Origin of the sequence: Synechococcus sp. H55.10, assembly GCF_047502715.1 — a bacterium.
GTDB lineage: Bacteria > Cyanobacteriota > Cyanobacteriia > Thermostichales > Thermostichaceae > Thermostichus.
The window spans coordinates 15,931-37,679 of the sequence record NZ_JANSJJ010000049.1 but is presented as its reverse complement, the minus strand read 5'-3'; the positions used below and the strand labels follow the sequence as shown (position 1 = coordinate 37,679).

General features: G+C 60.1%; 16 protein-coding genes. 3 read left to right on the top strand and 13 right to left on the bottom strand.

Annotated features, from left to right (window positions below; translation table 11 throughout):
• Nucleotides 1-85: 85 nt before the first annotated feature.
• The 3 genes from NW858_RS04460 (at nt 86) to NW858_RS04450 (ending at nt 7,401) form a co-directional block, all read left to right on the top strand.
• On the top strand, nt 86-1,228 hold the full coding sequence (locus NW858_RS04460; protein WP_414368780.1) for a type IV pilus twitching motility protein PilT: 1,143 nt from the start codon (nt 86-88) through the stop codon (nt 1,226-1,228).
• A gap of 171 nt (nt 1,229-1,399) precedes the next feature.
• The gene (locus NW858_RS04455; protein WP_414334118.1) at nt 1,400-2,626 is read left to right on the top strand and encodes a type II secretion system F family protein; all 1,227 of its coding nucleotides are present in this window, start codon (nt 1,400-1,402) and stop codon (nt 2,624-2,626) included.
• Between the two features lie 50 nt (nt 2,627-2,676).
• Nucleotides 2,677-7,401, top strand: a complete 4,725-nt coding sequence (locus tag NW858_RS04450) for an alpha-2-macroglobulin family protein (RefSeq protein WP_414519977.1) — start codon at nt 2,677-2,679, stop codon at nt 7,399-7,401.
• A 35-nt stretch (nt 7,402-7,436) separates the two neighbouring features.
• Here the strand turns inward: NW858_RS04450 and NW858_RS04445 are convergent, their stop codons facing one another.
• The 13 genes from NW858_RS04445 to NW858_RS04385 form a co-directional block, all read right to left on the bottom strand.
• Nucleotides 7,437-9,239 carry an NFACT family protein gene (locus NW858_RS04445; protein WP_414519975.1) on the bottom strand — a complete coding sequence of 601 codons (1,803 nt, stop codon included), beginning with the start codon at nt 9,237-9,239 and terminating at the stop codon, nt 7,437-7,439.
• A gap of 48 nt (nt 9,240-9,287) precedes the next feature.
• The gene (locus NW858_RS04440) at nt 9,288-9,887 is read right to left on the bottom strand and encodes a DUF3727 domain-containing protein (RefSeq protein ID WP_414334123.1); all 600 of its coding nucleotides are present in this window, start codon (nt 9,885-9,887) and stop codon (nt 9,288-9,290) included.
• A 74-nt stretch (nt 9,888-9,961) separates the two neighbouring features.
• The gene (locus NW858_RS04435) at nt 9,962-10,231 is read right to left on the bottom strand and encodes a gas vesicle protein GvpG (protein WP_414334125.1); all 270 of its coding nucleotides are present in this window, start codon (nt 10,229-10,231) and stop codon (nt 9,962-9,964) included.
• A gap of 91 nt (nt 10,232-10,322) precedes the next feature.
• Nucleotides 10,323-10,712, bottom strand: coding sequence for a hypothetical protein (locus NW858_RS04430; protein WP_414368785.1), 390 nt, complete (start codon nt 10,710-10,712; stop codon nt 10,323-10,325).
• A 167-nt stretch (nt 10,713-10,879) separates the two neighbouring features.
• Nucleotides 10,880-12,235, bottom strand: coding sequence for a pentapeptide repeat-containing protein (locus tag NW858_RS04425; protein ID WP_414519973.1), 1,356 nt, complete (start codon nt 12,233-12,235; stop codon nt 10,880-10,882).
• Nucleotides 12,236-12,455: 220 nt separating this feature from the next.
• Nucleotides 12,456-14,081, bottom strand: a complete 1,626-nt coding sequence (locus tag NW858_RS04420) for an AAA family ATPase (RefSeq protein ID WP_414509932.1) — start codon at nt 14,079-14,081, stop codon at nt 12,456-12,458.
• Between the two features lie 43 nt (nt 14,082-14,124).
• Nucleotides 14,125-15,120 (bottom strand): pentapeptide repeat-containing protein, encoded by a 996-nt coding sequence (locus NW858_RS04415; protein WP_414519971.1) that lies wholly within the window; start codon nt 15,118-15,120, stop codon nt 14,125-14,127.
• Nucleotides 15,121-15,165: 45 nt separating this feature from the next.
• Nucleotides 15,166-16,446 (bottom strand): pentapeptide repeat-containing protein, encoded by a 1,281-nt coding sequence (locus NW858_RS04410; RefSeq protein WP_414519969.1) that lies wholly within the window; start codon nt 16,444-16,446, stop codon nt 15,166-15,168.
• An 8-nt stretch (nt 16,447-16,454) separates the two neighbouring features.
• Complete coding sequence (locus NW858_RS04405; RefSeq protein ID WP_414519967.1) at nt 16,455-17,984, bottom strand: Hsp70 family protein; 1,530 nt, start codon at nt 17,982-17,984, stop codon at nt 16,455-16,457.
• On the bottom strand, nt 17,981-18,604 hold the full coding sequence (locus NW858_RS04400; RefSeq protein ID WP_414519965.1) for a hypothetical protein: 624 nt from the start codon (nt 18,602-18,604) through the stop codon (nt 17,981-17,983). Before NW858_RS04400 ends, NW858_RS04405 begins: the two co-directional genes overlap by 4 nt.
• Before the next feature lie 146 nt (nt 18,605-18,750).
• Nucleotides 18,751-18,960: a DUF2997 domain-containing protein gene (locus tag NW858_RS04395; RefSeq protein WP_414362279.1), complete on the bottom strand. Its 210-nt coding sequence runs from the start codon at nt 18,958-18,960 to the stop codon at nt 18,751-18,753.
• Nucleotides 18,961-18,969: 9 nt separating this feature from the next.
• On the bottom strand, nt 18,970-19,368 hold the full coding sequence (locus NW858_RS04390) for a DUF1257 domain-containing protein (RefSeq protein WP_414415241.1): 399 nt from the start codon (nt 19,366-19,368) through the stop codon (nt 18,970-18,972).
• 297 nt (nt 19,369-19,665) lie between these two features.
• Nucleotides 19,666-21,696, bottom strand: a complete 2,031-nt coding sequence (locus NW858_RS04385; RefSeq protein WP_414519962.1) for a pentapeptide repeat-containing protein — start codon at nt 21,694-21,696, stop codon at nt 19,666-19,668.
• Nucleotides 21,697-21,749 lie beyond the last annotated feature (53 nt).

The window sequence follows — 21,749 nt, the reverse complement described above, 5'->3', positions numbered from 1 at the left end:
GTTGTTTTTTCAACATCGCTTTGGCCGACGGCTCTTTGGATAGATAGCTTTACTGACTTCTACTGACTTTGGAGAACCCAAACCTATGCCCCAACTGATGATCGAAGACTTGATGGAGGCAATCGTCCAGAAGGGCGGTTCCGACATTCATATTTCGGTGGGTTTGCCCCCCTACTTCCGCATCAATGGCGAACTCCAGCCAACAGAGCACGAGCCCCTCACGCCTGAAGAGGTGCAGCGGCTCATCTTCAGCATGTTGAACAACACCCAGCGCAAACACCTGGAGCAGAACTGGGAGTTGGACTGCTCCTACGGCGTGCGTGGGATCGGGCGCTTCCGCGTCAACGTCTATCGTGACCGCGGCACCTATGCCTGCGCGATGCGGGCGCTGGCCTCTGAGATCCCCAACATCGACAAGCTGGGCCTGCCGGATGTATGCAAAGAAGCCGCCCGCCTGCCACGGGGTCTGGTGCTGGTGACCGGCCCCACCGGATCCGGCAAATCCACTACGCTGGCCTCCATGATCGACATGATCAACCGCGAGCGGGCCGAGCATATCCTCACCATCGAGGATCCTATTGAATACATCTACACCCCCATTCGCAGTATTGTTCACCAGCGGCAGTTGGGGGAAGACACCAAGAGCTTTGCCAACGCCCTGCGGGCGGCCATGCGGGAGGATCCGGATGTGATCCTGATCGGGGAGATGCGGGATCTGGAAACCATCCAGTTGGCCATTACCGCCGCCGAGACGGGCCACCTCTGCTTTGCCACGGTGCACACCAGCTCTGCTGCCCAGACGGTGGATCGCCTGGTGGACGTGTTCCCGCCGGAGCAACAGCAACAAATCCGCGTGCAGCTCTCCAACTCCCTCAAAGCCGTCTTCTCGCAAACTTTGGCCCGCCGCCTCAACCCCAAGCCAGGAGAACCGGGGCGGGTGCTGGTGCAGGAGATCATGGTGGTGACGCCGGCCATCGCCAACTTGATTCGGGAGGGCAAGACCGCCCAGATCTACTCGGCCATCCAGACAGGGGGTAAGCAGGGCATGAAGACCCTGGAGCAGGATCTGGCCAACCTCTACCTGCAGGGCAAGATCGACTTCGATACGGCCATGTCCAAGACCTCTCGCCCTGAGGAGTTGCAGCGACTTTTGGGCAACGTCACCGGGCCATCGCCAGCCGCGGCAGCTCAACACCAGCGGCCCGCAGCGGCTGCCGCCCGTCGCTAAACGCTGGCTCCAGGGATCCCTGGCTGAGAGTTCCTCGCCAACCTCTGGCCGCCGGCCCCATTTGTAGCTAAGCTCTAGCTGAAGAGAGCGTCGGTTTGTCTAAGGTTGCGAGACTGAGCCAAGGGATCCCATTCCGGCGTGTCGAACTAACGATCCAAGCAGGGGTAAGCCATGCCGCGCTACAAGGTTCGGGGGCTAAAGGCCGGTCAGCCGGTGCGCCTGACAGTGGTGGCCAACAATTTGACCGAGGCCCGCGCACGGCTGCGCCGCGAGGGCGTTTTTGCCAAACAGGAAGACATCCAGGAAGAAAAGCCCTTCTTCTCCCTGGATACCTCTTTTGATTTCTCGATGATGGGATCCATCGACATTCGCGACAAGGCGGTGTTCTCGCGGCAATTTGCTGCCCTGATCAACGCCGGCGTGTCGATGGTGCGCTCCCTAACCATTATGGAGGAGCAGACCGGCAACCCCAAGCTCAAGAAATACCTGCGGGCGATTCGAGCGGAAGTGGAGGCGGGGAAGAACCTGTCCGATTCCATCCGCCCTTATCCGGATGCCTTTGACGGCCTCTACTGCAGCATGGTGCAGGCGGGGGAGGTGGGCGGTGTGCTCGACGAGGTGCTCAACCGGCTGGCCAAGCTGCTGGAGGACATGGATCGCCTGCAGAAGCAGATTAAATCGGCCATGACCTACCCGGTGGTGGTGACCATTTTGGCCGTCTTAATCTTTTTGGGCATGGTGCTGTTCATCTTGCCCACTTTTGAGAGCATCTACAACGACTTGGGGGGGGAGCTGCCCGCCTTTACCCAGTTTTTTATCAACATCAGCAAGTTTCTGCGCACCCCCCAGTACAGCTTGGGCCTGGTGGGCTTTTTGGTGGCGGTCTTTTTTGCTTTCCAGCGCTTTTACCGCACCCCCGCCGGCAAGGAGACCATTGATGCTCTGGCCCTCAAGCTCCCCATTTTCGGCGACCTGATCCAGAAATCGGCGGTGGCCCGTTTTTGCCGCACCTTTGGGGCCCTCACCCGCTCCGGGGTGCCGGTGCTGACTTCTTTGGAGATCGTGCGCGACACTTCCGGCAACCAGGTGGTGGCCAACGCCATCGACGCCGCCCGCCAATCCATCTCGGAGGGGGGGCAGATCGCGCCGGCCCTGGATAAGGCCAAGGTCTTCCCAATCATGGCCATCCAGATGATCAGCGTGGGCGAAGAGACGGGGGAGCTGGATGCCATGTTGATGAAGACGGCGGACTTCTACGAGCTGGAGGTGGAGGAGGCGGTGCGCGCCCTCACCAGCTTGATCGAGCCGCTGATGATCGTGATCTTGGGCGGGATGGTGGGCTGCATCATCGTGGCCATGTACCTGCCCATGTTCAACGTGTTTGAGCTGGTGAAGTAGCGACTGAATCCCCAGGGCAACCAGAACCCATCGGGAGGAGGAAGGGATCCATGCTGCGGCGGTGGTTGGTGGCCCTGGTGGTGTTTTTGGGAGTGGGGCTGGCGGTCTTGCTTTCGGAACAGCCGACGGGATCCCTGCTGGGGCGGGTGGAGCTGCCGGCAGGGGTGGCGCCGGGGAACGTCCAGGTGATTGCCGCCGGCCCGGTGAGCCGCAGCATCAGCCCGTCTGCGGAGGGCGAGTACCGCCTGGAGCGGCTGCCCGTTGGGGAATACCGGGTGACGGTGCGGGGATCCGGCCTAGAGACGGTCTCCAGCGAGAGACCCGTGCAGGTGCGGGAAGGGGCGATAGCTTCTGCTCCTCTCCTACGCCCGCAGCTTCTGCCCCCCAGCCTCTACCTCTACAGCCTCAGCTCGGTGTTCACGACCGCAGAGCCGGCACGGCTGCAGTGGCGGGCCAGTGGCCTGGGAGCGGTGCAGTTTGCCCTCTACCGCTTTTCCCTGGCTGATTTGGAAGGATCCCCTTTCTTGCGGGATCTGGCCGATGCTGGCTATGGATCCCTGGCTCCGGATTTGTATTCCATCCTGCGAGGAGAGCTGGTGCGCCGTTGGCAGCAGCCGCTGGGGGGAGAAGAGCTGACCCGCACCCTGGAGCTGGGGATCCTGCCGCCGGGGGCCTACTGGCTGGAGGCGGAAGGCCAACAGCCGCGGCAGGCGGCGGCGCCGCTGCCTTGGTCGGGGGAGTGGCTTTTGGTGAGTGACCTGGGCCTCATCCAGAAACAGGATGCCAGCCAGTTGGTGGTGCAGGCGGTGCATTTGCGGGAATTGCGTCCTCTGCCGGGGATCCAGATCCAAGTTTTTGGGGAGTGGAGGGATCCCCTCATTGCCACCACCGACGAGGAGGGGCTGGCCCGGTTTAGCTTGCCGACAGGGGAGAGATCCTCGCTGGTGGTCTATGGCCACAGCGCCGACAACACGTTGCAGGCTTTGTCCCGCAGCTATGCCTATGGCTGGAACCAGCCCCACCGCATCTACGCCTACACGGATCGTCCCCTCTACCGCCCCGGCCAGACGGTCTATTTTCGCGCCCTGGTGCGGGAGCACGACCGCCTCACCTCGGCAGGCCAGCCGGTGCAAGTAACCCTCACCGCCCCCGACGGCGATGTGCTGGGCGAGCAAACCCTGGCCACCAACGCTTTCGGCAGCGTCCACGGGCAGTTTCAATTGCCGGAGGAAACCCCCCTGGGCAGCTACGGCCTGGAGTGGCGGGTGGCCGGGCCGCAGGGATCCAGCCGCGAGTACACCGCCTTTGAGGTGGGAGCCTACCGCAAACCGGAGTTTGAGGTGAGGGTGGTGCCCGACCGGCCTTGGCTGGTGCGGGGGGGATCCCTGAAGGTACAGGTGGAGGCCGAGTATCTTTTCGGGGCGCCGGTGGCCGCTGCCCAGCTTCGCTACTGGGTTTACAGCAGCCCCGACTGGAGCCTGCGCTACGGGCTGTTGCCCCATTCGGGGGCAGAAGACTATTTTGCCGGCGACCTGGGAGAGGAGCAGGGCTACTACGGCGGCTACGGGGGGCTGGTGGCGGAAGGAGCAGGGGTGACGGATGCCCAGGGGCGGGCGGAGTTTCGCCTGGAGCGCCTGTTGCAGGATCTGGACTGGGAGGAAGACAGCTACTGGGGCCCGCAGGAGGTGCAGCAGTTGCGCATCGAGGTGGAGGTGAGCGATATCAGCCGCCGCAGCGTGACCGGAACGGCGCGGGCCTGGGTGACGGCCGGCCAATTTGCCCTCTTTGCCGAGGCCGATCGCCACCTGCCCGCTCCAGGGGATGTCATCACCTACCGGCTGCAAGCCCGCGACTACGACGGCCAACCGGTCAGCACCGCCGGGGAGCTGAGCCTGGAGCGCTGGCGCTGGGATCCCCAGAGCAGCGTCTACCGACGGCAAGCCACTCTGCTGCGGCAATCTTTTCAGGTTGTCAACGGCGAGGGCAGCCTGGTTCTGCGCCTGCCCGCCGACCTGGAGCCGGGAGACTACCGGGTGCGGCTGACGGCCCAGGATCCTCGTCGCTACCGCGTGCAGGAGGTAGACCATCTCTGGGTGGTGGAGCCGGGCAACCCCCTGCCAAGTTGGGGATCCCTGCCCAGCCTGGAGGTGGTGGCGGATCGCCAGATCTACGAAGTGGGGGAAGAGGCCCAGCTCCTGATCGTCTCGCCGCTGCCGGATCTGCCGGTGCTGGTGGGTCTGGAGGGATCCCGGCTGCACCAGGTACAGGTGCTGCGCCTGCAGGGGCATACGGCCACCCTGCGCCTGCCCATCCGGGAGGAGTATCGCCCCAACCTCTACGTCACCGCCACCGTCCTCGGCCCGGAGCGGCGGCTGTACCAGAACGAGGCTCTGCTGCGGGTCTCGCCGTTGGATCGCTTTTTGCAGGTGGAGCTGCAGACGGATAAACCCACTTATCAACCAGGGGAGACGGCCCAAATTCAAATCCGCACCCGCAACGCCCAAGGGCAGCCGGTCAGCGCCGAGGTGGGGTTGGGGATCGTGGACAACGCCCTCTACCTGCTGCGGCCCGACTTCACCCCCGATATCCGCCGCTTCTTCTACGGGCGCCAGGACAACCAAGTTACCACCACCACCTCTTTCCCTCAGCAATACCCCGGTGGTGCCGACAAGCTGGCCGGCCAGGTGCGGGAAGACTTTCGCGATACCGCCGCCTGGTTCCCGGATTTGGTGACCGATGCCGATGGCTTAGCCCAGGTCCAGGTGCGCTGGCCGGACAACCTGACTACCTGGCGCTTGACCGCCCGCGCCGCCACCGCCGACACCCAGGTGGGCTCCGCCCTAGCCACCGTCGCTGTCAGCAAAGACCTCTTGGTGCGCCTGGCCACCCCCCGCTTTTTCCGGGTGGGGGATCGGCTCACCTTGGCGGCCATCGTGCAAAACCGCACCGGTCAAGCCCAAGCAGTGGAAGTGGGGCTGGAAGTGCCCGGAAACCTAGAAGTGCAGGGCTCCCAACGGCAACGCCTGACCGTGCCCGCCCAAGGGGCGGAGCGGGTGGAATGGCCGCTGCAGGTGCTGGGGGCCGGCGATACCCCTGTGCGGGTTTGGGCGCAAGGGGAGGGGCTGCAGGATGCGCTGCAACTGCGGATCCCCAGCCAGCCCTTGGGAGCAGTACACCGCTTCTTCCAAACGGGGCGGCTGCAGGCGAACAGCCTTGAGCTGCCTTTGGATTGGCCGGCCACTTGGGTGCCGGGATCCCGACACCTGCATCTGGAACTGGCCGCCAGCCCGGCAGCGGAGCTTTTGGGGCCGTTGGACTATCTCGTCCAGTTCCCCTACGGCTGCACCGAGCAGACCTTGAGCCGCTTTTTGCCCGCCTTGGCGGTGGCCCAGGCCAGCAAGCAGTTGGGCTTGAACCTGCGCTCGCCCACCCTGGAGCGGCTGCCGCGGGTGGTTCGAGCCGGCCTGCAGCGGCTGGAGGACTCCCAGAACTACGACGGCGGCTGGGGCTGGTGGGCCTACGACACCAGCAACCCCTACCTGACCGCCTACATCCTGCAGGGCTATCATCTCGCCCAGGCCGCTGGCTATGCCCTCAAGGAGTGGCGGGTGCAGCGGGCTTTGGAGTACCTGGCTGGGCAGCAGTTCCAACCCCTCTCCCCCGATCTGCGGGCCTTTGTGGCCTACAGCCTGGCCCTCTGGGATCCGGCGCTGGTGACTGCCGAGCTGCCGCCGCCGCCGCAGCTTTCCACCTTTGGCCTGGCCTACCGCGGGCTGGCCGCCCTGCAACAGGGCCAGCGGGATCCCGCCCAAGCGGCTCTGGATGAGGTTCTAGAGCGGCGGCAAAGGGATCCCCAGGGGCGCTGGTTTCTTCCTGCCGCCTCCGCCCCGCCAACCGGCGAGCGCTCCACCTACGACGACCTGGAGGTGGCCGGGCCCCTCTTGCAACTGGCCGTGCGCCTGCAGGATGGCCGCGCTGGCGAGATCGCCACCGCCCTTCTCCAGCAGCGGCAGGACAACCGCTGGCGCACCACCAAAGCCACCGCCGACGCCCTCCTGGGCCTGGTGGCCTACTACCAAGCCCAGCAACAGCAACAGCCTGGCCCCGGCCAGGTGCGGGTGTTGGAGGAGGTGAGCGGAGCTGAACTGGCGCGTTGGCAGGCCGGCGGTGCGGATCCCCGCCAAGTGCTGGACTGGGACGACGCCGAGGTGAGCACCCTGAGCCGCCTGCGTTTGGAAAAATCCGGCCCCGGCCCCCTCTACTACAGCTTGAGGGGAGAAGCTTTTGTTCCCAACCCTCTGCCCTCTCAAAGCCAAGGCTTTGCCGTCGGCCGCAGCTACTTCCGCCTACAGCCCCAACCCCAAGCCAATGGAGAGATCCGCTACCGAGAACAGCTCCTGCGCCCCGGCGAGGCGGTGCGCGCCGGCGAGGTGCTCCTGGCCCGGCTGACGGTGGAAGCTGAGCGCGATAGCCACTATGTGGTGATCGAGGATCCCTTGCCCAGCGGCGCCGAGATCACCTCCCAGGATCCGCGGCTGCTCACCGGCTCGGCCCCCGACTACTGGTGGGACTGGTTTTGGACCCATCAAGAAAACCGCGACGACCGCGTGGCCTTCTTCAGCACCGAGCTCAGGCAGGGCCGCCACGAGTTCGTCTACCTCTTCCGTCCAGAGATCCCCGGCCAGTTCCAGGTGGCCCCTGCCCTGGCGGAAGAAATGTACGATCCCAGCCGCTATGGCCGCAGCGCCAGCCACTCCCTCAGCGTTCTTCCCTAAAGATGCCTGTTACAGCCACCTGACCGAAAACAGCGTCAGTGTTGCGCGAGGGCTGAGGCGATGAGGCATTGAGCACGGCTGGGGCGGCCCCAAAGCACCTGCTCCTGTTTGTAGACAACCATGCCGGGCGGGGATCCCTTCGGTTTGAACACCCATTTCGGGCGGGTATACACCACCGGCACCTGTTCGCTGAGGCGACCGCGGCTGAAATGAGCCGCCAAATCGGCAGCCGCCTGCAGATCCTCGCTTTCGGCCACGGCGCCGGGGGGCAAGCGCAGCAGCACATGGCTGCCGGGGATCTCCTGGGCGTGAAACCACCAATCGTGTTCCTGGGCCACGCGAAAGGTCAGTTGGTCATTTTGCAGGTTGTTGCGCCCCACCCAGATGGGGAAGCCACTGGGGCTGGTAAAGCGATGGGGGTTGAAGGGTTGTGGTGGGGAATGCTTTGATCCCATCCGTGAGGATTCTGTCCCGCTGTGGCGAGCAGGACTCTCCAAGTAGCGCTGTTGGATCAGCTCGGTCTCAATTTCCTTGAGGGCGGCCAAGTCTTGGGGATCCCGATAGGTTTCCAGATGCTGCAGAGACGCTTCCACCTGCTCCAGGTATCTGATCTCCTGCTCTACCGCCTCTTGCAAAGGCCGCACAGCTTCCTGAGCCCGTTTTTGTTTGCGGTGCTTGCGGTAGTAGGCTTGGGCATTGAGAATGGCATTTTTCTCCGGGTCGAGCGGGATCTTGACCGTCTGGCCGCTGGCAAAATCTGGCAGCTCGATGTGGTGCAGCCCTGGCCGCCAGAGGTGGAGGTGGGCCATCAACAAGTCGGCAGCTCGTTTCGAGGCTTCCGCTTGGGTGGATTCGGCCAGCATCGTCTCAAATTGCTCTCGCCGCTGATAGAGCTTTTTCAGCAGGGTGGACACCTTTTGCAGCAGGCGGTGGCGCTCTCGCTCAAACTGTTCGCGGTTGAGCTGAGCTTGGTAGTAGTCTTCCAGAAGTTGGTGCAAGGACTCCGTCGGGGGGCTGACGGGACGGCTTGCCCAACCGAGGACGGTGTATCCCTGGGGAGTGGGCGCCGGCTCAAACCGGCCTGTTTCCAGACGGGTGAGCCAGTCCTGCCACCTGGCAAACAGCGCCTGCCAATCATGGACAGACAGGTGATCGCTGGGGGTCTGCGGCGGGATCCCAGCCTGATGACACATCGCTTCCACCAAATGCCGACTGAGACCGCGATAACCGTGCAACAGCCGTTGGCCGATGGGGCCGGGGATCAAGGCGATGCGCTCTTGCCAAGAGGAGAAAGGCTCGGATCGCTGTGGGATCGGCGCAGTCAGGGCTGGAGGGGACTCGTAGGGAAGGCCCGGCTGCACCGGACGCACCCGCGATTGCCGCTCGCTCACCCCATGGCCGCTGGCCAAAATCAGGCCTGCCTCGTCCACCAAAATGGCGTTGCTGTGCTTGCCCATCACCTCTAGGTAGAGATGGCGCTGCGGGGGATCCCCGGGCCGAGGGGCAAAGCGACAGTCGATCACCCGTTCCCACTCGTCTGTGAGAGCCAGCTCCGTCAGCGCCAAACCCCTCAGTTGCCGTTGGAGAAACTGGCTAAATTGAAAGCCGTCCGGCTCTTTGGCAGGAGGCTGACAGAGGTGGAGACGCGCCGCTTGGGGATGCCAGCACAACAGCAGGCAGGGGCGGGCAGTGAGCGTGCGCAAACCGATGACCACCGTCCACAGATCGGTCTGTTGGACCCATTCCACGCGGGCGGGCAACCAAGAATCCCGCCCTGCCGCTGCCCCCGTCAGATCCGCCAGCACCGCACGCAGGGTGGTCAGATCAACCGGCTGCATCCCTGTTGCTCCTGGTCGCTACCCAACCCTTGAGGGTTCACTCACGGCCTAATCTTCGTCCTCCTCTTCTTCGTCATCCTCGCCTTCCCATTCCTCGTCCAGATCCAGCAGCAGAGCATAGAGCTGATCGAAAAGCTCTGGAGGCTCATCCGGGGTGAGCAGATAGGGATCCCCTTCCTCGGGCAAAGCAGCATAGATCAAAACGGGATCCAGGGGAGCAAAGATGCCGTATTTCTTCTCTTGGTAGAAAAACGTAGCCAGCAGTTGAAACTCCTGGGCATCTTCTTCGCTCTCGCCCAGCTCGAACACATCTTCCTCTTCAACGGGGGGCAGCTCTCCCTGAACCGTAAGGATGTCAAAGCCATTCTGCTGCAAGGTCAGGTTCAACTCCCCCAAGACCGCCTGGATGGTGGGGATGGCAGCCTGTAGCTCTTCCGGATCCGGCTCGTCCAGGATCCCTTCCATGTCGGCGTCTCCGTTCACCGCCTGGTTGGGTTCCCCTTCCCAAACCAGCACTTTGATCACGGCATCGACAGGAGTGACCAGGGCATAGGTCTGCCCATCGATGACCACCTGCCGCAGAATCTCGCACTTGAGAGGCTGGTTCTGCTCGTCGCGGAGCATCAAGGTTTCATGCGATTCAGTCATTGAAAACAGCCCAGGTTAGGAAAGATGGGGGTGTACAGAAGCCCATTCTCCCATGTTCTGCCCCCTCGCAAAGTTCAGGGATCCCCTGCCAACTCGCCATCAGCACTTTGTGCTTCGGCTGCTCGTTCTGCCTGGGTTAGGGCTTCCAGGGCCAACAAAATCTCTTCTTCTCGGCGGGCGTAGGTGTCTTCGTCAATTTCTCCCAAATCTAGCTGGATTTGCAAGGCTGTAAGCTCTTTTTGCAGGTTTTCTTTGTTATCCAGTTGTGCTTCGGCGCGTTCTTGAATTTGCTCCGCTAGCCAAAGCAAGCTTTGGGCCGGCCACGTCAACAACTGCCAAACCATCTCACATCTCCCAAAGCTAATAAACAACCCCTGCGATCCTATCAACTCGGCTCCTCAGATGTCGTCGCCCCAGCTTAGCGCAGAGAGGAGACTAATTGTCCCGGCAGTGCTGCTCGATCCAATCCATCAACTCCCCATCGGAATGGGTGCACAGCCGCTCCCCTGTGATCGGGTCTTGGACAGACCACCAGACCCTGCCGCTACCATCTACCCATTGACGCACGCGCAGCTCATCGCAAGCCGTCAAAACCGCTTTTAGGCTCTGCCAAAGGCGGCGCCATCCTCCAAACAGCGCTGGAGAGGAAGGATCCCTGCTGCCGTACTCGGCTGCCAGTTGCCGCTCCTCTTGCTCTAACAATTCCACCAAGCGGGTGTTGTTGGCCGCTCTGGCTGCTGCCAAACGATGGGCCAGGGAAGCTGCCATGTTGTGGCGATGGCGGGCAAGGAGACTCACCCCACCCCTTTCAGCGGCTGCATTCATGAGGCTGCTCTCCAGCATCAGGAGCTCTACACGATCAATCCTACCGAAAAATCTGTAGTTAAAGATACGGAAAATACCCAAACCATCGATAACGTGTTTTGGAAAGTGGGATTACGGTCATTCCGATCTAGACCCACCTCGGTGAAGCTGAACATTAGTCGGGCCTGCTAGGGATGGATGGTTCCGTCGGGGAGGATGGCCCCGCTCAAGTCAGCAAATCGATCCCAGCCGGGACTTAGTTTTGCGCCCGTTAGGTTTGCTCCCTTGAGAGAAACGTTCAGCAAGTCTGCCTCCTGCAGGTCTGCCCCGCTCAGGTCGGCTCCTTCCAGGTTTGCCCCCCTCAGGTCTGCTGCCCTTAAGTCGGCCCCGCTGAGGTTTTTCACATCAGCCTGGCCGTTAACAATCTCCCAGACCAGCCGCCACTTGGGATCCATCTGAGTTTCGGCAGAGACTAGGGATCCCTCTAGGCTGACCCGGCTCAAGTCGGCCCCGCTCAAGTTGGCTCCGCTGAGATCAGCCTGGCTCAGGTCAGCCCCGCTCAAGTTGGCTCCGTTGAGGTTGGCTGCTCTCAAGTTAGCCTGCTTCAAATTGGCCCCCTTCAGGTTGGCTCCGCTGAGGTTGGCCCCACTGAGGTCTAATCCTCTCAGATAGGTCTGGGCCAAGCTGGCCTCGCTTAGATCGACCCCTCGCAGATATGTTCCGTTTAGGTTAGCTCCGCTCAGGTTGGATCCTCTCAGACATGCCTGACGTATCCGGCTCAGGTTAACCCCCCTCAAGTTGGCTTGCCTGAGGTTGACCCCCGCCAGGCTAGCTTCACTCAGATCGGCTTCGGTTAAGTTGGCGTTGTCCAGGTTCGCTCCCCTTAAGTAGGCTCGGCTTAGGTTTGCGGAGCGCAAATCGGCCCCCTCTAAGTCGGCCTCGCCTAGGTATGCTGCACTCAGGTTTGCGCGGCTCAGCTTGGCCCTGCTCAGGCGTGCTGCTTTCAAGTTTGCCCGGCTTAGGTTGGCCCCCTCTAGGTATACCTCGCTCAGGTTAGCCCAGCTCAGATCAGCCCGGCTCAGGTCAGCCTGGTACAGACAGGCTGCTCCCCCCCTCTCTCCTTTCCCTAGGTCGGCTCCCCTCAAGTCTGCCCCACTTAAGTCAGGCCTATCTAGACTGGCTCCCCTCAGGTCAGCCCAGCGGAAGTCTCGCTCTCCGGCTCTGTATCTGGCTTGGATATCTTCGACTTTACGGAGAGGAAGCGGATGCGCTTTTGCTACCTGCACAAGCTCCGGATCCGCTGACTCCAGCAGTGTTTTCCAGGCTGCAAATTGAACTTTCCAAGCCAAACCTTTTTGCATGACGGTTTGGATAACAAGTTGAGCCCCTTTTTCGCCATATTGGAGCGCTTCCTCAATCGCTCGGATTCGCACTTCCAGATCGGGACTGGCTAGGTCTTGCTCAATAGCCACCAAGCCTCCCATGACCGGATCGGAGCCGGCCAGTTGCTGCCCACCCAGAACAGGATCAAAGGTTTCCGCCATCCCTACACCTCAAGTTAACCTTCCAACTACCTGCTGCTGCATAAGCCATAGGCCCGGTCAGTTTTGGCAATTACTTCAGCTCGGTAAGCTTCCAGCCCCCAAATCGACCACCAAAATCAGGGATCCCGTAGCCCAAAGCAGCCGCTGTCTGTTGGATCCCTGGGGAGCTAATGGTTTTGGTAGGGCTGCTACATCCCGCCAGAAGACCAGGACTGAGAACTTAGGAGGGGGAAAACGAAGAGGGGCTGTCGACTTCGATGGGGCCCAGCCCTCTTTTTTGCACCAGCGTTCGCAGCTCCTGCACAAGCTGTTGGTCTTGGGAGGCTGTGCGCGCCCCGGACTCGGCAGCCCATGCCTTTAAGTCCTGAATCTGGTCGCGGGCGATGGCGGCCAGAGGAACGGTTTGGCGAATGGCGCTGAGGACGTCCTCCTGGGTAAACTCGCGGGGTGGATCCTGGTTGAAGGCCATGTGCATGGCATCGTAGATGGTCTGTTCAATTTCTGCCCCGCTGAAATCTTCGCTGGCCATGGCCAGCTCAGGGTAGGAGAAATCCCGCAAGCGGTTGGGCCGCAGCCGCTGGATGTGGACTTGGAAGATTTCCTCCCGCTCCCGTTGGTTGGGCAAATTGACAAAGAAAATCTCATCAAACCGGCCTTTGCGCAGCAACTCAGCCGGCAAGATGCGGACATTATTGGCGGTGGCAACAATAAAAACGGGTTTGGTTTTTTCCTGCATCCAGGTAATTAGGCTGCCGAAGACCCGCTTGCTGGTGCCCGAATCTCCTGAAAACTCGCTGTTGACGCCGCCAAAGGCCTTATCCAACTCATCAATCCACAAAACACAGGGGGCCATAGCTTCGGCAATTTGGATCATCTGGCGCACGCGGCTTTCACTTTCGCCGACGATCCCGCCGAAGAGTCGCCCCACATCCAGCCGGAGCAAGGGCATGCGCCACTCGCGGGCTATGGTTTTGGCACAGAGGGACTTGCCGGTGCCCTGGATCCCGGCCAGCAAAATGCCCTTGGGGCTGGGCAAGCCATAGTCGCGGGCCTGGGCACTAAAGCTGTTGCGGCGCTGGCGAATCCAGGCTTTGAGGTTTTCCAGGCCGCCGACATTTTGCAGGGTCTCGGAGGGGTTGTAAAACTCCAGGATTTCCGTCTGGCGGATGTATTGCTTTTTCTCTTCCAGAACCAGGTCAATATCGCCCTCGCTGACCTTGCCTTTGGCGGCTAGGGCGCGGGCCAGGATCCGCTCAATGCGCTGCCGGGTCAGCCCTTGACAGGCTCGAACCAGTTGTTCCCGCGCTGGGCCGCTTAGCTCCAGTTGACGGGCAGGGATCGCGCGGGTAACGATCCGCTCAATTTCGTCGATGCTGGGCAGGGGAAAATCATAGACTACAATTTCCTCGCGCAGCTCGGCAGGGACAACGGCTTCTTGGCCTAGGAGGATGATGGACTTGCGGCTGTGGCGGCTCTCTCTGGCCAGGGTTTTTAGGTAGCGGATAACGGGATAGTTATCTGAGCGTTCTGGATTTCTCAGGGTAGGGTTTAGATCCTTGAGAACACAAATAACCGCCTCGTCCTCTTTGATAGCGCCGATGCGGCCCAGAGCAGGCATCAATTGACCTTTGTTTTGGCCGTTGTCTGACCAGCCAGAGACGATATCCCAGATTAGGAGTTTGCGCTTGGGTTTGAGAGAATCGGCCAGAACTTGTAGCAGCTCCTCTGCTGGGGCTTCTTCGGGAGTAACCAGGTAGATCAAAGGGTAGCGAGCGCGAACCACCAAGTCCAGCAGCGTGAGAATGTCTTGGTGATTGCTGGCAAAGGCGAGATCTAAGGAACTCATGGATCTAGCTGCTAGCTGTAGGTAGTCTAGCAAAGGGATCCGGCTAGGGATGGATGGTTCCGTCGGGGAGGATGGCCCTGCTCAAGTCGACAAATCGATTCCAGCCGGGACTTAGTTTTGCGCCCTTTAGGTTTGCTCCTCTCAGATCCGTGCCGTCCAGGTTTGCTTCCCTTAGCTCGGCCCCACTCAGGTTGGCTTGCCACAGGTCGGCCCCACTCAGGTTGGCTTGCCACAGCTTGGCCTCGCTCAGGTTGGCCCCGCTCAGGTTGGTCCCGCTCAGGTTGGCCCCGCTCAGGTCGGCCCCGCTCAGGTCGGCTCCACTCAGGTCGGCCCCGCTCAGGTTCTTGGCATTCGCCTGACCGTTGACAATTTCCCAGACCAGCCGCCACTTGGGATCCATCTGCGTCTCGGCAGAGACCAGAGTCCCCTTCAACGTGGCCCGGTGCAAGTCGGATCCCTGAAGATTCACTCCCCTCAGGTTCGCCCCGCTCAGGTCGGCCCAGTTCAGGTTGGCCCTGCTCAGGTCAGCCCTGCTCAGGTTGGCTTGCCACAGCTTGGCCCCGCTCAGGTCGGCCCCGCTCAGCTTGGCTTGGTTCAGGTTGGCCCCGCTCAGCTTGGCCGAGATCAAGTTAGCCCTGCTCAGGTCCGCCCCGCTCAGGTTGGCCCCGCTCAGGTCAGCCCTGCTTAGCTGGGCCCAGCGGAAATCTCGCTCTCCCGCTTCATACCTTGCTCGGACATCTCCAACCTGTCGGAGGGGAAGGCGATAGGACCTTGCCACCTGCACGTGCTGCGGATCCTCCGCTTCCAGCAGCGTCTCCCAAGCCGCAAACTGCACCTCCCAGTTGGGATCATTTCGCATGGCCTGGATAACAAGCTCGGCCCCTCTGGATCCGTACTTCAGAGCACCCTTGATTGCTTGGATTCTCACCTTGGGATCCGGACTGTCTAGGGCTTGCTCAACGGCTACCAAGCCTCCCATGACCGGATCGGAGCCGGCCAATTGCTGCCCACCCAGAACAGGATCAAAGGTTTCCGCCACCGCTTGCCTCCCTGGTTTAGCCAGTACTTGGCGCTGAGAGAAAAGTTAGGAGTGAACTTGCCCATCAGGAAGGATGGTGCCTGTTAGGTCTTTGAACCATCCCCACCCAAAACTCAGTTTTGCGTCCCTCAGGTTTGCTCCTCTCAGATCCGTGCCGTCCAGTTTTGCTCCCCTCAGCTCGGCCCCACTCAGGTTGGCTCGCCACAGCCTGGCCTCGCTCAGGTTGGCTTGCCACAGCCTGGCCTCGCTCAGGTTGGCTTGCCACAGCTCGGCCTCGCTCAGGTCAGCCCTGCTCAGGTTGGCCCTGCTCAGGTTGGCTTCACTCAGGTTGGCCCTGCTCAGGTTGGCCCCGCTCAGGTCGGCCCCGCTCAGGTCGGCCTCGCTCAGGTTGGCTTCACTCAGGTTGGCCCTGCTCAGGTTCTTGACATTCGCCTGACCGTTGACAATTTCCCAGACCAGCCGCCACTTGGGATCCATCTGCGTCTCGGCAGAGAGCAGGGATCCCCTCAACCTGGCCCAGAACAACTTGGATCCCTGAAGATTCACTCCCCTCAGGTCAGCCCCGCTCAGGTCGGCCCAGCTCAGGTCGGCCCTGCTCAGGTCGGCCCTGCTCAGCTTAGCCTGGCTCAGGTTGGCCCTGCTCAGCTTGGCTTGATTCAGGTTGGCCCTGCTCAGCTTGGCCAAGATCAAGTTAGCCTGGCTCAGGTCGGCCCCGCTCAAGTTGGCCCCGCTCAGGTCCGCCCCGCTCAGGTTGGCTCCACTTAGGTTGGCCCCGCTCAGCTTGGCCTGGTTCAGGTTGGCCCTGCTCAGCTTGGCCTGGCTCAGGTCAGCCCTGCTCAGGTCGGCCCCACTCAGCTTGGCCTGGCTCAGGTCAGCCCTGCTCAGACTGGCCCCGCTCAGGTTGGCCCTGCTCAGACTGGCCCCGCTCAGGTTGGCCCCGCTCAGCTTGGCCTGGCTCAGGTCAGCTCTGCTTAGCTTGGCCCAGCGGAAATCTCGCTCTCCCGCTTCATACCTTGCTCGGACATCTCCAAGCTGTCGGAGGGGAAGGCGATGGGCCTTTGCCACCTGCACGTGCTGCGGATCCTCCGCTTCCAGCAGCGTCTCCCAAGCCGCAAACTGCACCTCCCAGTTGGGATCATTTCGCATGGCCTGGATAACAAGCTCGGCCCCTCTGGATCCGTACTTCAGAGCACCCTTGATTGCTTGGATTCTCACCTTGGGATCCGGACTGTCTAGGGCTTGCTCAACGGCTACCAAGCCTCCCATGACTGGATCGGAGCCAGCCAGTTGCTGCCCACCCAGAACGGGATCAAAGTTTTCCGCCATCCCTAACCTCAAGTTAACCTCCCAACCACCTGCTGCTGCATAAGGGTCTTTTGAGTTTGCAAATCTACTACCGTTACCCGCAAAGTTCGCCCAGCATCGACGGCAAAGGTGACCTGCAAACGATCCACTCCTACCTGCCCTGGGGGCTTGAGAGGAATGGAAAGCTGCTTGTGGCTCCCAAGGGGACGAAAGCTAGAAGCTGCGCTGCTGTTGCGAATCTGCATCCGACCGTCGGGACCGTAAACAACTTCGGTTGCCCCTTCCTCGGCCATCTCACCAACCACCAGGTTGATGTGGCTTTGTCCATTGGCGTTGGCCTGCAAGGGAGGCAGTTCCACCGTGGCAGGATAGGCCGTGCCGCTCTTAAAGAGAGGGAAAAAGTCGGGCGCCTGCAAATAGGGATTCCAGAGCCGCAGGGCGTAGGTATGGCGGAGATGATCTTGAAGGCGGGCAAACTGGGTGAAGGCCAGAGCGCCGTGGGCCACTGCCTCAAACGGCTTGTGGTACTTAACCTTGTCGCGGCCAAAGAGGCTAATGACCTGATGCTGTACCCCTGGAATGAGGCTGGTGCCACCCACCAACACCACCTGGTGGATATCTCGTTTAGAGATCCCTTTGTTGTGGGCTTTCTCGATGACCTCATCGATGGCTTCTCTTAGCCGCGTCAGCAGGCCGCGCTCTTCCAACAGCTCCTGGAGTTGTTCGCGCTGAAGCATTAAAGTGTGGGTCTCAAAGGAGTCTTCATCCAGCCAGGCCTCGCTGGCCTGAGAATGGCTGGAGAGGCGGATCTTGAGCCGCTCGGCAACCTCGCACAGAACCTGGAAGCTGCTGGCCGGAACCTGCTGTCGCTTGCGGCCCAACTGCTCCAGCAGCCATTCGGCAATCCAGATATCGATATCGACGCCGCCACAGCCATAGGCCCGGTCAGTTTTGGCAATGACCTCAGCTCGGTAAGCAGTGCCCTGCTTTGGCTTCAAGATTTTGACCAAAGAGAGGTCGAGAGTTCCGCCCCCCAAATCAACCACCAAAATCAGGGATCCCGGTTCCTGCACCCCGTAGCCCAAAGCAGCCGCGGTGGACTCGTCGAGGAACACAACCTGTTGGATCCCTAGGGAGCCAAACACCTCTTGCAGGTTGTGCAAATAGGCCTCGTAGGCTCCCACCGGCACGGTCAAGATCACCTTATCGGGCTGCCAGCCCTCCGCCTTGAGTTTGGCAAGAAGCTGCTGCAGAAAGATCCGCGTGGCCTCTTGGGCTGTGTAGGCCTGTCCATCCACATAGGTTGGGGCCGGCTGGAATTGTTGAGAGAGATCCCGCTTAAAGCCTTTGAATAGGCGCTTGGGATCCCGTTTGGCTTGGGCAGGTGCCCCAATCAAAAATTGCTGGTTTTGGCCGACAAAGAGAACCGAGGGAATTAGAGGCGGGCTGCCGTCGTAGCGGTGGGTGATCCCTGGTATGTCGATCACAATGGGCTTTCGATTTTGATAGGCACAGACCACCGTATTGGAAGTGCCAAAATCAATAGTCAACGTCGTCATGCTGCCAGGGAAGGTAGAGTGCGACTGACTTTGGCTCGAACTAAAACTTGATCCCTAAGTCGATAGCCCACAAAGCGAACGTAGACCGGCTCGCCCGCCTGGATATCCTCCTCATCTGCCTGGTGGCTTTCTGGGTCATAGGCCACCTGTTGCCACACCTGGCCAATGGTTTCCAACTGCCAGTCTTCCAACAAATTGCCCAGACAGGTCAGCAAAGCCAAGACTTGCTGGGCAGGGTAATCCGGTCGCCTCTGCACAACCTGCTGCAGGGTGGGGTATTGCATCAAAAGAGGCTTGAGCTTTTCCACTAGTTCGGCGCGGATTTGATGGCGCAATTGCCCTTCCTGCTGTTCTAGCTGTTTGTGCAGCCGCTGCACTTCCTGAGCCGTTTCTGCAGGCTCCAATGCTAGCTCGATTCCGCTGAAATCTTGAACTAGCTCGATTCCGCTGAAATCTTGAATAAGGCTCGGCAAGGGCACTTGCAAAATGCTGGCCGCTCGATTGAGATCGGCTAACTTCAGCTTTTCGGCCTGGCCAGTTCTCAGGGCATTTAGGGCTCCTCGACTCAGTTTGGCCTTTTGTCGAAGCTCTCGCCAGGTTGAGATACCGGCAGCCTGCATGAGATTGCGCAGCAGGGTATCATGACTTTTCGTATCATGACTTTTCATTTCATCAGAGTTACGACTCCAAAATGGAATCCTAGCCAGAGTCTTTTGGATCCCTTTGGTTAAACCAGACAGGGGATCCAGAAAGGGGTTTGGGGCATTCATAAACGCTCTACCTGACGCTGGACATTTTGTTCTATGACTGGGGCCTGGTCATATTCAGGCAACAGCTCCCTTTTTTGAACTGTGCCCAATGCCCTTTCTATTTCCTCAGTTAGGTCAAGGCAGCCCTTGCCTTTGACATTAAGCACGCGCTCAATCACGTTGCCATCTTTGTCGATGATGTATTCAACCTGTTGATATTCCGCCACGATTCCTCCTCAGGCCCAACGTCCCAATACAATTCTGACTTGCCCTTTTTCGTCCACAGATTCCGACTCTACGGTAAACCCCTTCTCCGCTGCCGTTGCAAGGACGGCGTGATAAGCATACCTGCGCTGAATTTTGGGGATAAAGTCGGGAAAGACCTGGCGGTCATATTCAGAGATTATTGCCTCGTAGTGATCGCCCTTCCACTTAAAGCCAATATCGTTGCTAGCAGCACTTAAGTACTTTCTTCGGATAACAATGTCTGCCGTCTGAGGTCGCCTATCGCCTAGGTAGCCATATAGAGGAAGGTCGGATCCCTCTTCTATGTGAGAGTAGCCAACATCGTTTAGAGCCTTTATCAAAGCCTCTCGGTTCTTAAACTGAGTTTGGATGTACGTGAAGTGCGACATTCTCTCCTCCTAAAGTTAGAGTCTTTCTTGCTTCACCTCACCTGGCTATGGGTGCCCTTTGTTTTTTGACCGAGGAGCACTTGGGTCATCTCTATCTTCGCACTATCCCCTGCCAAAGCCCTTAGCTCAGCAAAGGCTGCTTCAAAGTCTCCTTACTTTTTAAAGCAGGCTTCATCCAAAAATCTCCAGAATCCCGCCACAGCAAGGCCACGCCTCTATCCTAAAGCAGCTCTCTTGGATTAAAAAGTGTTTGCTAGGATACAAACCTGCGTGGCCCTAGCCAAAGAACAGAAGTGTTCACTTCTCCTTGGGCTTCTCGGCTGGGAGATGCCGATTGGGATCCGACGTAGCAGGAGGAGGTAGTTGAGGGGTACTGGGGTAACCAAACCAGATGGTTGCCAAACCTTTGAACCAAAGGGAGAGCCAGATCCACTGCCACTGAAAATCAAGTTTTGCGCCTTCTAGGATGGCATTGTCTAGGTTGGATCCCTCCAAGTTGGCGTAGCTCAAATTGGCCTTCCTCAGATTGGCTTGGCTGAGGTTGGATCCTCCTAGATCCGCTCCAATGAGGCTGGCTCCACTTAGGTTTGCCCCGACCAGTTGCACCCCGTTGAGCTTGGCCCAATTCAAGTTAGCGCCGCTCAGGTCAACCCCACTCAAGTTTCTCTTGGAGGCTTGACCGTTGACGATCTCCCACACCAGACGCCACTTGGCCTCGATCTGGGTTGCAGGAGAAAGGATCACCCGCTGCAGACTGGCCAGCTCCAGATCTGCCCCCCTCAGGTCGGCACCGCTGAGGTTGGCTCCGGCCAGATAGGCCCTACTCAGCTTGGCTCCACTGAGATCGGCGTGGGTTAGGTTGGCCTCGCCCAGCTTGGCCCTCTTTAGATTGGCTTCATCTAGGCTGGCCTCGCTTAGATCTGCCCCAATCAAATAAGCCTGGCTTAGGTTAGCTCCACTGAGCCTTACCCCGCTGAGGTCTGCCCGGCTGAGGTTGGCCTTTCTCAAGTCCGCCCCTCTCAAGTCTGTTTGGCTCAGCTCCTGCGAATGGGCGCCAGCATGGAAAATCATGAACCACCAGCTACTCTCCGAGCTGGCCTCTCCAGAAATCACCGTCCATCTCAAGCTAGGCAAGTTCAGGTCTGTCTTGCCCAGTTTGGCTTCGCTGAGGTCGGCCCCGATGAGGCTGGCCCCCCTTAGATCCGCGCCGTTGAGTTTAGCCCGTCTCAGCTTGGCTCCGACGAGGTTGGCTTGCGTCAACTTGGCCCCCACAAGTTTGGCCTGGGCTAGTTCGGCCTTGATCAAGCTGCTTCCACTGAGGTTGGCACCGCTTAGGTCTGCCCCGCTGAGATCCGCTTGGTTTAAGTTGGCCCCCCTCAGATCCGCCTGGCTTAGATTGGCTTTGCTCAACTCTGCCCACTGTAGGTCTACGCCGCAGAGGTTGGCCCCGCTCAGGTCGGCTCCCACCAAGCTCACGCCAGGGAGCCTGATCCCGCTCAGATTTGCCCAGCTCAAGTTTGCCCCGCTCAAGTCCGCCTGAGCTAGGTTTTTTCCCTGAGCGTGGCCGTTGACAATTTCCCAGACCAGCCGCCACTTGCGGTTTATTTGGGTTTCAGGGGAAAGGATAGCTCCCCGCAGGCTGGCCAGTTGCAGGCAAGCTGCGCCCAAATCGGCCCGACTGAGGTTGGCTCCCTCCAAGCTGGCCCACCGGAGGTCGGCTCCCTGGAGGTCGGCTTCCTGCAAGTTAGCACCGACAAGCCTTGCCCCCCTTAGGTCTGCTTGCGCCAAGTTGGCCCCCCTCAGGTCAGCCCAATCCAGGTCTGCCCCGCTCAAGTCCGCCTGAGCTAGGTTTTTCCCCTGAGCGTGGCCGTTGACAATTTCCCAGACCAGCCGCCACTTGCGGTCAATTTGAGTTTCGGGGGAAATGACGACCCACTTCAGGTTGGCGTCTGCCAGATTAGCTCCTTGCAAGTTGGCGCCAATGAGATTGGCCCCCATCAGGTTAGCTCCCTTTAAGTTGGCTCCTCTCAGATCTGCGCCGCTGAGGTCTGCCTGGCTGAGGTTGGCTCCAATCAGGCTGGTGTGGCTTAGATTGACCTGGCTCAGCCTTGCCCGAACTAAACTGGCCCCGCTTAAGTCGAGCCCCCTTAGATCTAGCCGGCTGAGGTTGCCCCCCCTCAGATCTGCCCAGCGAAAGTCCCGCTCGCCGGCTCGATATCTCTCTTCAGGGTTTCCAACTGGACGTAGGGGAACGGGATATCTTTTTGCTACTTGCACCAGTTGAGGGATGCCAGAGTTCAGTAGGGTTTTCCAAACCGCAAACTGCACTTCCCAATCCAGGGGTTGTAGCATTGTCTGTAGAAAAAGCTTTCTGCTTCTTT